This window comes from Lewinella sp. W8, assembly GCF_004375085.3.
Classification (GTDB): Bacteria; Bacteroidota; Bacteroidia; order Chitinophagales; family Saprospiraceae; genus Neolewinella.
On record NZ_SNAQ03000007.1, the window covers coordinates 83,453 to 96,126 of the forward strand.

General features: G+C 51.2%; 13 protein-coding genes. 7 read left to right on the forward strand and 6 right to left on the reverse strand.

The features are described 5' to 3' along the window. The first annotated feature begins 5 nt into the window (after window positions 1-5). From E1J53_RS09675 to E1J53_RS09700, 6 genes are read left to right on the forward strand one after another with little or no spacing between them, the layout of a single operon-like run. Window positions 6-2,393, forward strand: a complete 2,388-nt coding sequence (locus E1J53_RS09675; RefSeq protein WP_134272724.1) for a hypothetical protein — start codon at window positions 6-8, stop codon at window positions 2,391-2,393. Window positions 2,394-2,396: 3 nt separating this feature from the next. Next, on the forward strand, window positions 2,397-3,110 hold the full coding sequence (locus tag E1J53_RS09680) for a hypothetical protein (protein ID WP_134272725.1): 714 nt from the start codon (window positions 2,397-2,399) through the stop codon (window positions 3,108-3,110). An 18-nt stretch (window positions 3,111-3,128) separates the two neighbouring features. Beyond that, on the forward strand, window positions 3,129-4,415 hold the full coding sequence (locus tag E1J53_RS09685) for a cation:proton antiporter (RefSeq protein ID WP_134272726.1): 1,287 nt from the start codon (window positions 3,129-3,131) through the stop codon (window positions 4,413-4,415). 37 nt (window positions 4,416-4,452) lie between these two features. Continuing rightward, window positions 4,453-5,133, forward strand: a complete 681-nt coding sequence (locus E1J53_RS09690; RefSeq protein ID WP_134272727.1) for a potassium channel family protein — start codon at window positions 4,453-4,455, stop codon at window positions 5,131-5,133. A 21-nt stretch (window positions 5,134-5,154) separates the two neighbouring features. Next, window positions 5,155-6,186, forward strand: coding sequence for an AI-2E family transporter (locus tag E1J53_RS09695; protein WP_134272728.1), 1,032 nt, complete (start codon window positions 5,155-5,157; stop codon window positions 6,184-6,186). Window positions 6,187-6,210: 24 nt separating this feature from the next. Then, entirely contained in the window at window positions 6,211-7,050 is an 840-nt protein-coding gene (locus tag E1J53_RS09700; protein ID WP_134272729.1) for an ion transporter, read from the forward strand. A gap of 5 nt (window positions 7,051-7,055) precedes the next feature. Here E1J53_RS09700 and E1J53_RS09705 read toward each other — a convergent pair whose 3' ends face one another. From E1J53_RS09705 to E1J53_RS09725, 5 genes are all read right to left on the reverse strand, one after another. Then, window positions 7,056-7,862, reverse strand: coding sequence for a hypothetical protein (locus tag E1J53_RS09705; protein WP_134272730.1), 807 nt, complete (start codon window positions 7,860-7,862; stop codon window positions 7,056-7,058). Beyond that, complete coding sequence (locus E1J53_RS09710) at window positions 7,859-8,800, reverse strand: DUF4421 family protein (protein WP_173021422.1); 942 nt, start codon at window positions 8,798-8,800, stop codon at window positions 7,859-7,861. Before E1J53_RS09710 ends, E1J53_RS09705 begins: the two co-directional genes overlap by 4 nt. 10 nt (window positions 8,801-8,810) lie before the next feature. Further along, window positions 8,811-9,683: a universal stress protein gene (locus E1J53_RS09715; protein ID WP_134272732.1), complete on the reverse strand. Its 873-nt coding sequence runs from the start codon at window positions 9,681-9,683 to the stop codon at window positions 8,811-8,813. 72 nt (window positions 9,684-9,755) lie between these two features. Further along, entirely contained in the window at window positions 9,756-10,445 is a 690-nt protein-coding gene (locus E1J53_RS09720; protein ID WP_134272733.1) for a hypothetical protein, read from the reverse strand. Window positions 10,446-10,485: 40 nt separating this feature from the next. Next, complete coding sequence (locus E1J53_RS09725) at window positions 10,486-10,701, reverse strand: lipopolysaccharide assembly protein LapA domain-containing protein (protein WP_134272734.1); 216 nt, start codon at window positions 10,699-10,701, stop codon at window positions 10,486-10,488. A 195-nt stretch (window positions 10,702-10,896) separates the two neighbouring features. Between E1J53_RS09725 and E1J53_RS09730 the strand changes: the two genes are divergently transcribed. Further along, on the forward strand, window positions 10,897-11,781 hold the full coding sequence (locus E1J53_RS09730; RefSeq protein WP_134272735.1) for a mechanosensitive ion channel family protein: 885 nt from the start codon (window positions 10,897-10,899) through the stop codon (window positions 11,779-11,781). Between the two features lie 16 nt (window positions 11,782-11,797). On the opposite strand, the gene E1J53_RS09735 is transcribed toward E1J53_RS09730, so the two are convergent. Further along, window positions 11,798-12,649, reverse strand: a complete 852-nt coding sequence (locus tag E1J53_RS09735) for a patatin-like phospholipase family protein (RefSeq protein WP_134272736.1) — start codon at window positions 12,647-12,649, stop codon at window positions 11,798-11,800. Between the last annotated feature and the right edge of the window lie 25 nt (window positions 12,650-12,674).

Below are 12,674 nucleotides of genomic sequence, written 5' to 3' on the forward strand. Positions count from 1 at the left end.
CTTCCATGGAAGCACCACCAACTATTTCCTTTACTGATCAGTTTGCTGACCTACAGCAGGAGCTGACTTCCCGCAACGAGACTCTCTGGCAGCAAGCAGACCCCGCTTTACGTTACCACGATCTTTCCGAGTTTACCTTTTGGTTGACCGGACAGCTTCTCACCCTTGGTGACGCTGCTCAGGAAGTAATAGCGGAAGAAATGCCCACAAGGCCGGTGGCCTTTTTTGTAATTTATGTCTGGCTCGAACGAGCAAAGGACGTAGTTATTTTATTGCGGAACACTTGTTTTGAGCAACACCGTGCGGACTTGCTCAAGCGAGATAACCGTATTGTTCAGGGTGACCTCACCGCTTTCTTTGCTGACACTGAGGAGGTTGTGCGCGGGGCCGTTACAGATTTAGTAGCGCTGCCTGATAATCTGACGTATGCTCCTGAGCTGTTGGAGCGTCGTATTCAGAAGTGGCGCTTAGAGCATAGCCCCTGGCCCGTGTTGCGAGAGCAGTTTACACTGTTACTCGAACAGGAGGAGGTGCTTAATAATCAAGTTTTGCGGCTAGAGGCGACTGAAGTAGTTTTTCAGCGCATTCACGCCCACTTTTCCAAGGCTTTTAGCAGTTACCTGTCCTACTTGGTCGAATTAGCTACAGCACTCGGTGGTGGATTTTCCACAAATGGTGCACCAGCTAAGGAAGGAAGCTCTGCTGAGAGGCTTAAAGCATTGCGCAAGTTTACGGATTGGGCTCCACAACCTGAGACTTCAGCTTTGTTCATTGATCAATTGCAAGAATTTACGGATGCTTTGCCAAAGGGGGAGGCTTTGATCATTGGTACGGAAGCGGGACTATTGCAGCGTCGTTCGTTTAATCTTACCCGAGATACTGCAGCCTGGATTCAGTCGGAGCTGATGTCTGATGTACAAGAATTCTACAACCGTCGGGAGCAAATCACTAACCGATTGCTCATTGCGCTGCGCACGGGAGAAAACAGGCGGGAGTCTGCGCGCCAGGAAGGTCAAGATCTGCTGGCCAGGGACATTAACCACAGTCTGGAACAGTTGCGCAACAACCTAGAACGGTCTGCGGAAAAAATCAAGTCGCTGGAACAAGAAACGGGTACTGTCCTTAAGCGGGCACTATCAATTGGCAACGTTCTTAATCCGGACTTCCTACAACTCAATCTTCAGCAAACCCTGCACCAGTACCGAAAGTACCAACAATCTGGGATAGCGGAACTGAGCCAGTATGTGCGAACAAAAGCAAAACAATTAGTCAGTAGAGGCCGGGATAGCCTCCGCACCGAGGCCCTCAGCGAGTCCGAGCGTATTGTCCGCTTGCTCGACGAACGGAAGCCTCAGACTGCCGCCGCTCATTATACTGGCATGTTCATTAATACAGGATTCCTGGGCGAATCTTTCTGGGTCGGCCGGTCGGCCGAGCTACAACGCGTGGGGAATATCATTCATCACTGGCGAAAAGGCTTCCGGGGAGCAGTCCTCATTTCGGGGAGACGCCATTCGGGCAAATCATTTTTCGCCGAAATGATCGGCCATCGGTACTTTGAGAATGATTTTGTTCACTTGCGCCCCAACGCCCGCCTAAGCCTGGCCGGCCGGACCCTCGAGCCGACCGAAGACCTGGAAGCTGCCTTACAGTTTGTAGTGGAAAACGGCCGCCGCGAGCGGAAAATGGTGCTCATTGATGATCTGGCTGGCTGGCAAGATCAGGATTCTCCGCTGTCCATGGACGTGGACAGCCTCTTGCGGCACCTCGATGCATACGGGAACCAGCTTTTTTGGGTAGTCACCACCGACAGTAGCCTGCACCAACAATTACAATTGCACCTAGAGATAAATCGGTATTTCCAGGCCATTTTCCCGCTAAGCCGACTTTCCAGCGAGGAAGTAGTTGATGCCATTCTCATCCGTCACGGGGCGACCCAAACGCAACTGGTTGACGAAACGGGTAAGGAACTTGCAACCGAACATCTGCGTCAAAAAATCCGCCAAACGATCCGGGGAAGCCAAGGTCATATCGGTGATGCCCTTCGGCGATGGGCCTACGCCGTATGCGTCTACGATGGGGAAAGTATCCGTCTGACTAAAGGTGCCCGCTTGTCGCTGACCACTCCCTTGAGCAAGAACGCTGGCATCCTGCTACGTGCAATTCTCGTGGAGCGCATTACTTCGGAGTACCAGCTTAGGAAACAGTTTGGCCCCCTTTTTCGTGAGGTCTTTCAACCCCTGACCCAACGCTACCTGCAGCTTGGTCTACTCACTCGTCTTCCCAACGGTGCGTTGAGCGTTAACCCCGCCCTCACCGGAGAGTTGGAGCGAGAGCTCCGTCATCAGTCTTTCCTTCCTCCCAAAGTCACGACCACCAACGAAATTATTTAAGCCGTGGAACAATTATTCCCTACCATTAGCTGGACCTTCTTGCTGGAAGCCACCCTCATTTTATTCCTTATTTACCTGGGGCTTCGTAGCCTGCCTTTAATTGTGGGCTTGGCGGGTAAAGGCCAGGTTCGTAATCCCCGTGCAATTCGGGTTCTTCACCGTGTCCGGGTAATCTACGAAGCCGTAGCATCAGCCATTGTTGTGGTCCTTTTCCTAGGGGTGAACCTACTGCCGCATGGGCTGCTGGTCGGCCTCCTTTTGCTGCTCCTATGGAATCAACTTCATGACTTTTTTAGTGGCCGGTTTCTTGGACTACGAACCGAAATTCAGGCTGGTCAGCAGATTGTCTTCGGAGGGCAAGAGGCTATCATTCAGCGGGAGGGGCCTTTGGGTGTAATCCTTCAATTTACCAAGGGGACGCGGCATATTCCTTATCGCCAATTGTATCAAAAGGGCTTTACCCGCTTGAGCGGAACCCACACCAGCAACTTTTTGGAACTGACCCTAACGCCGGAGGAAGAAGTCATTCCGCAATCTCTTGCTGGTCATCTACTGGCTTGTCCTTATCTGGACTGGGCACACTTGCCCGAAGTCCAATACGCACAGGGTGGTTCTGCTGAGGTACGTCTTAAAGTACTCCTCCTGGACGAGGACTACGCCCCGGGTTTTATTTCCCTGCTCGCGGAGTGGGGGTTCGCGAAAAAAGTTAATCACTAAAATATATCCACCATCATCATGGAACCGTATACGCTCATCATCGGCTGTAGTGTTATCATTATCTGCTCTTTCTTTTTTGGGGAAGTTTCTAAGAAAACCAACATCCCCTCTGTACTCATGCTTATTTTTTTGGGGATCGGTCTTCAGTATGCCTTTCCCTTCATGACCGAGTTCGACCTTGGCGATACGCTCAAAACGCTGGGTACTGTCGGCTTGATCATGATCGTCCTCGAAGCGGCGCTCGAACTGGAGTTGAAACCGGAAAAGTACCTGCCCATCGCCAAATCCTTTTTTATTGCCCTGGTCGGCTTATTGTTGTCTACCTGGGTAGCCGCTGAGATCCTTAAATATCTGATTGATGGGATGACTACCCTCTCGGCTTGGTTGTACGCAACTCCCTTGTCCATTCTTTCCAGCGCCATCATCATCCCCAGCGTGACGGAATTGCGACCAGATAAGAAGGAGTTCCACATCTACGAAAGTACCTTCTCTGATATCCTGGGCATCATGCTCTTTTTCTTCCTTGCCGGTCAGCTTGACCACGGTGGACAAAGTGATCACGCCGGCGGTACGGGCATTGGTAGCTTTTTCGGGTTGACGGGCCTGACCGTCGTTCTCTCTCTCCTGGCCGCTTACCTAATCATGGTCGTCTTCCAGGGAATCAAAAGCCATACCAAGCTTTTTTTACTAATCGCCGTTCTGCTACTCCTCTACGCAGTCGGCAAGAAGTTTCACCTCTCCTCGCTGATCATCATCCTGGTCTTCGGTTTGGTGATCGCCAATGTGAAACTCTTCTTCCGCGGCCCCTTCAAGCGCTGGCTCAACTTGCGTAAAGCGAAGCACATCTACGAGGGGTTACACGTCATCACCATGGAGACGGCCTTTGTAATCCGCACCTTCTTCTTCGTAGTCTTTGGCCTGACCATCGCCGTAGCTTCCATCTTTAGCCTCGATGTAGCCCTGGTGAGTGGTCTGATACTACTCTCCATTTACGTGATTCGTTTCGTTTTGCTCCGACTCTTCGTGGGTAAGGACATTTTACCGCAACTCTTCGTCGCTCCCCGGGGCCTGATCACCGTCCTCCTGTTCAATGACATTCCCGAAACGGCGTTAGTAGCAGGCTTTGATGCTGGTATTCTTCTTTTTGTCATTCTCGGCACCAGCCTCCTGATGACCTTGGCAATGATCTGGGATAAGCAGCGAACTGGAAGGGCTGTCAAGGAATCCAAATCTAATCCCGTTGGCTATACTGCCTATCAGGCTCCCCGAGTGAGAGAAACTGAACCCGAGGTATTAGTTCCCTAACTAATCCTTACGCCAAAAGCAGAAGAGAAGTCCCGTCATGCAGCACATTATTTCTAAGCCATTCACCATTATCAATCGGCTGCTGGAGCGGCGGTATCGCTCGTTACTCATTGCACTCGTGGCCATGATTATTTTGCCGAGCTTCTTCGAAGGTTCTCGCTATCAGGGCTTACTCTCCTTCTTCTTTAATTCGCTGACTATTCTTCTCTGCATCTACGCGGTGCATGAGACGAAGCGGCAATTGCATGGCGGAATCTTACTGGCCCTCGTCGTGATCATTGTCAATCAATTTGGTGTCTTTAAATCTGAGGCGACCCTTGATTTCTATCTCAGTTTTATCATCTATTTGGTGTTCTATGCTTTCGTGGCCTATACACTACTGAAGATGATCATAGCGACCGAAGAGGTAAATATCGGTGTACTCTATGCCGCCGTGCTGGTCTACTTACTCATTGGCATTATTGGGGGATACTTACTCATGCTGATTGAAAACGCCTCCCCCGGGTCTATTAATAATTTACACATTGAGAATATCACCAACCCCAGCAAATTCTTCTACTTCTCATTCATTACTCTGAGTACGTTAGGATACGGAGATATTACCCCTGCCTCCCCACCAGCAAGGTCAATCTGCATGATTCTTAGCACCGCCGGGCCACTTTACCTGACGATCCTGGTTGCCCTTCTGGTTTCTCGCTTCGATCACGCCGAGCTGTAGTATTTATCAACCAACCTATTTATGCTACCACTCCAAAAGGCAACTTATGCCTGCTTGCTTTTCTGTATGATACTTTGCCTGATAATTTACGGCAAGGGCTTCCTGGTGCCGGTCATTTTGGCTTTTGTGCTCTGGTACTTGATCAATGCTGTAAACCAATTAATTAGAATGATCCCGAGCGTAGGCACAAAAGCTCCTTCGGGGTTAACACTAGCTATTGCGGCTATTACGGTATTAATGATTACCGTATCCGCCGGAAGTCTGATTGGGCAACAAATCAACGCAATGGTGGCCACCGCTCCAGATTACCGCGTAAATCTGGAACAACAGCTTACCCGTATTCTTGGCGGAATTGGCTACCGCCAGCCAGTTAACCTACAGAGTATTACTTCCGAGTTGGACATCAGTAGCTATCTCGGCTCCTTGTTGTCATCTTTCAGTGCGATTGCTCGGCAGTTCCTCCTGGTGTTACTGTACACCTTATTCTTGCTCGTTGAGCAGCATACCTTTTCTCGAAAAATAGCAGCACTCCGCCTGAATAAGGAACGAAAGATGAAATTGGCCGAGGTTTTAGATAAGATCAACCGAGCCATCCGTACTTACATTGGGGTGAAGTTTGCCGCTTCCCTGGCGACGGGCTTGTTAAGTTATGTGGTCATCCAACTCGCAGGGGTAGATTTCGCGCTCTTCTGGGCTTTCCTCATTTTTGTCTTCAACTTTATTCCAACCATTGGCTCGATTGCTGCGACCTTGTTTCCAAGTTTGATCGCCTTGGTTCAGTTCGAATATCTGACTCCCTTCTTTATCGTACTCGTTGGTGTAGGTGCCATTCAATTGGTTATTGGTGGCTTATTGGAGCCAAGGCTATACGGAAATGCCCTCAATATCAGCCCCTTCGTGGTTGTACTTACACTCATTCTTTGGGGATTACTTTGGGGGATTGTCGGCATGCTGCTCTGTGTTCCCATCACCGTCATCATGATCACCCTCTTTGCTCAGTTTCCTACTACTCGTCCCATTGCCGTATTGCTTTCGCAGCGGGGTAGGGTGTAGTCCAATTATAAACAGCCTCGTTCTATGGAAGCACCAATTACCAGAAAGGAATTCCGCAAAAAGGTCCACGAAGTACTGTTTGAAACCAGCACTCCTATCGGGCGCTTTTTCGATCTCATTTTGCTTGGGTTCATCATTCTGAGCATGCTCATCGTGATTATTGAGACGATTCCTACCATCGAGAAGGAGTATCGACAGGTACTCATCGTATTAGAATGGATGCTGACCATTGCTTTCACTTTGGAGTATATACTTCGCATTTATACGGCTAATTTCCCCTGGCGCTATGTCCGAAGCTTTTATGGTGTCATCGACTTAGTCTCCATCATTCCTACCTACTTGGGGCTTTTTTTGGTGGGTAGCCACTCGCTCAGCATTATCCGGGCCCTGCGTCTACTTCGTGTCTTCCGCATTTTTAAACTGACCAAATACCTTTCCCAGGGAAAACTAATTATCGAAGCCCTCAAAGCCAGCAGGACAAAAATATCCGTCTTCATGTTCTTCATTCTCCTCATGGTCTGCATTTTCGGTAGCATCATGTACATTATTGAAAACGGAGAACACTCGGGCTTTGATAGTATCCCTCGTGGTATTTACTGGGCCATTGTTACCCTGACGACCGTAGGCTACGGGGACCTCTCTCCCGCTACCCCGCTAGGGCAGTTCATGGCTAGCCTCATCATGATCGCCGGCTACGCCGTCCTGGCCGTTCCCACCGGGATCGTTACGGCGGAAATGACGAAGGTCTCCGATGCGGTAGACGCTGAAATCGCCGCTGAAGAAGGAAAAGAGTGTTCCCGATGTGGGGAGGTGGATAATAAGCAGGTGGCGTGGTATTGTATGCGGTGTGGGGAGAAGCTTTAAGCGTTCTACAACGTCACCGTAAAAGCCGTAACAAACCGATGAAACCAATTCCGGATCGGCACGACTGGGTCAGGATCATAAATATTCTGGTAACGAGCCCCCAGCCGCAGATACTGACTGATCTGCCAGGAAAAAGCCGTACTGGAGCCCAGCCGAGCACCGCTCAGGAGTTCGTCGAACCGAGCCTGGTGGTAGACGCTAAGGTCCAAGAAGTATTGGTCTCCAAACCACTGCTTCCAACTCCCGTACAAATTGAATTTGACCGCTCGGGTCAAAATTGGTGTACGGTCTACGGGCAGTAACTCATCACGAACGCCCCGGTAGGTCCACTTCTCGTATTCATAGAACACACCAGCGCCTACATACAACCCCGAGCGTTGTTGCAGCCGTAGGGCGTACCGTAAATTGGCCCCCACTCCGTATCCCAATTCCAAACCCCGCGCGTTGGCCCACTGCAACTGTGCGTAAGATTCCGGCATCCACCGGTGTCCCTTTCGGCTTTTAAATTTGGAGAAAAAGTACCCGCCGCTCAGCGCCACATTACCACCCACCGACGTGAACTCCAACTTATGCGCCAGTACCAGACTGTTCTCTTTGATACGCAAGGCCACATCGGCTAAGCTGCTGACCTCCACCAGCAAGTCTTTCTGCGTCTGAATCTTGATTTCCGGCGAAAAAGTTCCCCGAAACTGCCGACTTGAGTCCATAAGCACGATGAAACTCTCCGGGAAGATCAGTTGCGCCCGAATGCCCCCCATTCCCGCCCAACATAGTAGGGCAAGAGTCAAGAACCCTTTTCGATAAAACTTCATTCCGTTTCTTTTTTTCGATTATGCACAATCCGCCACCCTACGACCAGCGCCATCCGCGTATTTCTGATCCGCGCGTTCAACCGGTCCCCGACTTCGTAACCCGGTAGGAAAGAACCGCGCAGGGAAGCGAACAGCCGAATTCCATTATAACCCATGGCCAGCCGCCCACGTACGCGCGGACTGACCCTAAAACGCCGTTCATCCGTTCCAGCATCTCCGCCGGTATACTGATTGTACCTGAATTCAAGTCCGGCTACCGCCAAGGGGGTCAAATACCAACCGCCAGGGCTCGACCAGGTATGGCCGTAACCAAGACCCATGCCTACTTTTTGCTGATCGAAGTTATTCACGCTAATATCGGTCCCGTCCCGCAGTTGTAAGTTGAGCCCGTCCGTTCGCAATGCTTGGTTTTCCACTGTCAACGCCAACACCGTCGAACCCTGGCTCCGGATTTGTCGCTCTGAGTTCTTGAACGCCGCCCGCAGCGAAAAGCGATCGTTGAGCACCCGAAAGCCGTAAGCCCCGACTACGGTCATCCGCACGTCGGGCCGGTAAGTTGTCTCCCCGGTAACCTCATCCGCTTCTTCAAACCCGCTGATGCGCTGGGCAACTATTCCAAAGTAGCCCCATTTTTGGTAAAAGTCCAGGTTCAACGCGAGCTGCTTTGCCTCCGTGTCCGTCAGGCTACCGATTCTGGCCAGGGGCAGACTAAGCGTAAGGTTGGCGATCCCGTAGCGTGCGCCCAGGGTGGCGTTGGCCCCAGCATTTCGAAAATCAAGCGTTTTTTCAGAATTAGTGAAAAAGCGTATCTGATAATCCCGCCAGTTCGTTCCCAGCCGGACGTTATTACGTGCTGCCACCGCTTCCACGTAGTCACCAGCGTCTTCCGCCTCTTGAGCGGCCAGTAGGCTAGGGAAGACCCCACCTAGAAATAACAAAACCCAAAAACTACACCTTATATACATCTAGATAATCTTCTTTGAGGACCAGCAAAGGTATCGCCGCTTCCCGAACTATCGCCTTGGTGATTGTTTGGGTAAACTGATCGATCCACCGCTTGCGCTGCCGAGTCGTCAGCATCAGTAAGTCCGTCCCTTCCGTCCTGGTGAAGTGTCTGATTTCCTTTTCGGGGTTGCCCACTACCACCCGGTAGGGGAGCCGGGAGGTGTAGCCACCGTGGATTTTCTGTTGAAGAGTGTCGATTCGGTCCTGGGTAGCCGGTACCGCATCCTTCTCCTTGACCACCGTCAGCAACTGATACTCCGCTGAGAGCCGCAGCGAAAGGTCGAAACCGTAATTAATGGCCGACAGGGTGCCGGGCGTCAGGTCCGTAGCGAAACAAATTTTCCTGATTAGATTCTGGGTGGCTCGTGGCGGAAGCAGCAACAAAGGACATTGTGCCGTATCGACAAGATATTGCGTCAAGTTCCTGGTCAGTAAGTCCCGCAACAGCGAATGCGCTACCAACCCGATCACCACTAGATCGAAATCACCGTGTTCCAACAGCTTGGGAACTTCATTAACTACGTCCCCCTCGTAGGCGTAGGTCTCTCCTATCAGCGGCATGTTTTGCTTCCCCGTATTTTCCGCTACGAACTGGTCGAGCTCCATGCTTTCCTCCCGCTGAACGTCCAGCAGCCAAGCGTTAAATTCTCCAGGTCGGACGAAGGCATCGTATCCGCGCTCGTCCAGATTGTTCCGGAAATCGTAGATGTGGGCTAGATGCAGGGTACTCCCCAACCGTCGTGCGAAGCGCAGGGAAAAGCGGTAGTAGTCCCGGGCGTATTCGGTGTAGCCGTTGAGGAAGAGGATGTTTTTCATAGCGGTTAATTTAAAGGGAAACGCCGGCAACTGAAGTCAATCGCCGGCGCTCCGTAAATCCCATGAACATTACTATTTACCGCCCACCTTACGGACGTTTTCTTCGGCTCGTTTGACGGCTTTACGCTGCTCCACGATTTCGGCCTCCCGCGTCTCGATGTCAGCGGCGTTCACGCCCAATTGCTTGCGCATCTCCTCGATGGTGGCCTCGGCGTCCCGCTGGGTCTTCTGGAACTTCTCCCGGTCGCGGCGCAGGTCCTTGAGTTCTTTCTCCAGGTCGGCGAGGTGGCGCTGCTCCGTATCCAGAGCGTTGTTCGCGTGGGCTTTAGAGGTAACGCTGGCGTAGCGTTGGGCAATGGCGGCCCCGGTATCCATGAGGGTGCTTTCGGTCACCTCACCGGCGAAGCCCCGATCGGCGGTCTCGAACCACAGGATGACTGTGGCCTTCACGTTGGGGTCCGTTTTCTCTTCTACGATTTTGGCGTAGAGCTTGGTGGCACCCATGCCGGGGACAGTGGCTCCAGTAGTGACGAATTCTTCCGCCTTGCGGTTGTACTTCGTTTTACCCCGGTAGGGCTTGATGAACTCCTCCCACTGTTCGACGGCTACGTCACGGCTGACGTCGGCCAGTTCGATCAGGTATGAATTATTAGTGCCTTGGCTCATGTAACGCTTGGCAATGGAAAGACCATCGTACTGCTGGGCCGAGAGGCCGGCGGTGAGCAGAAGAAAAAGGGTGGTAAAGAGGGATGATTTAAACATGGTTGGTTTGTGTTATGATATTATTGGGGTGAGTGATGGCTTACGCGCGGCTATTCCATAGGGTGACTAGGAAGGTCAGCAGGGCGGAGGCCAATGCTACGCCGAGCAGCAGTACAGCCCGTGGAAATTCCCCGTGCCACCAGAGAATGTCGACGGAGGTGGTCTCCGTGTTCTGAAAGATGATCGTCACGATCAACCCCAGCAGTAGCAGCATGAGCAGTAAGCGAATTTGGCGGATGCCAGATTTGAGGGACATGGTGAAAGTTGTCGGTTAGCCTAAAGAGTGCGAAATATAATTACGTCACAAAAAAAGTCAGCATTTTTGGCGCGGGCGCAGGTGCGAGGGAGGGTTATAGTCGCAAAGTACCTCGCTCCTCGTCCTCCTCTTTGCACCTGCGGCTGCGCCCTGATCATCTATATTTACCATTCTTACGGCAACACATCATCACAAATGGAAACCGATCAAATCACCGTCTTCTTTGAATCCACCACATTTCGTAACCTAGCGGTTGTCCTTTTTGGTATTCTAGTCATCCTGACCCTCACTGCCTTTATCCGGAGGATGGTCCCCCGCTACGTAGCGGACACCAATAGCCGCTACCGTTCCCGTAAGTTTGTCAACTACATCAGCTTTGTTCTGATCTTACTTCTGGCGCTAATCGTTTACAGCAGCCAACTGTCTGGCCTTACCGTTTTTCTCGGAGTGGCTGGCGCCGGCATCGCTTTCGCTCTCCAGGAAGTTATTGCCAGTATTGCTGGCTTCGTCATCATTAACTTCTCCAGCATGTTCAAGGTGGGGGATCGGGTTATGATCGCCGGCATCCGTGGCGATGTGGTAGATATTGGTGTCCTGCGCACCACTATGATGCAGATGGGCGATTGGGTCAACGGCGACCTCTACAACGGTCGTATCGTCCACGTTGCTAATAGCTCCGTTTTTAAAGACCCTATCCACAACTATTCCGGAGAGTTCCCCTTCCTCTGGGATGAAGTCACGATCCCAATTCGTCTTGAGTGCGATCACGAACTCACCCGCCAAGCTTTTCTCGATATTCTTAACGAAGTACAGGGAGATTTTGCCAAGGAGGCAAAGAAGTACTGGGCGGTGATGACTGAGCGGTTCATGATTGAAAACGCCCAAGTCGCCCCGTTGGTCACTTTAGTCTTTGATGAAAACTGGATTACCTTCACTCTGCGTTTCGTAGTCGATTTCAAAAGAAGACGAATCACTAAGGATCAGATTTATAGTCAAGTGCTTAAAGCCGCTCGTGCCTCTAATGGAAAAATCGTCATTGCAGCGAGTACGTTGGAGGTAACGACGTTTAAAGGAGAATGAACTTGGGAATAATCGATTAAGTAAGCCCCAAGGAGGCTTTGATCTCTCCCATCTGCCGCTTCGCCTCCGCGTACCCCAAATCATGCAACGTATCTAAATGATCGGTATCAAAAATTCCAAATTCATCCGTCTGGATGGGATAGATGACGTGCCTGCACTGTTCTATGGAGTACTTGGTGTTGGCCATGATAGATAGGTTGAACGTTCGCTTTAGTACCGCGTACATAGAATCGATCTTGTCCGTAGGAATCGTCATCTGGGGAATCACATTAACCCCTAGCACTACGGCCTGGGGATCAAGTAGTGGTGCAACCACCATGTTATTAGTTATCCCCCCATCGGCGTAGAGGTACTCTCCGATCGGCTCCGGTTTAAAAACAAACGGAATCGCACAACTGGCCGCGACCAGGTCGTGCAGTGGTCCACTACTATGGATTTCGCCTTGCCCCGTATTTAAGTTAGTCACCCCCACAAAAAAGGGAATTTTTAGCCCCAAAAAGTCATTATTAGGGGCCACCGTCGCCAAATGTTCCTTCAGCTTTAGCAGATCCGTAACGCCTAAGGAGGGGAGTCCTAAGTGCAGCATATTGTACAGGGAGAACTCCCGGATAAAGAGCATCATCTCATCTGCCCTTAATCCGGCTGCGACCAGCATGCCTACGATCGAGCCCGCACTGACACCCGCTACCTGAGCGATCTCGATTCCCTCTTCTTGTAGAGCACGGATAACCCCAATGTGGGCCGCGCCGCGGGCTCCACCGCCAGAGAGAGTAAGGTGAAGTTTTTTCTTCGCTAGCATGTCATCAATTAAATATTCGTAAAGGACGCAAAAAGGTTGAAGAGTCACTAGCATGTGACCGTTTCCCATATTCAACTCTTTAGAGAACTAATCA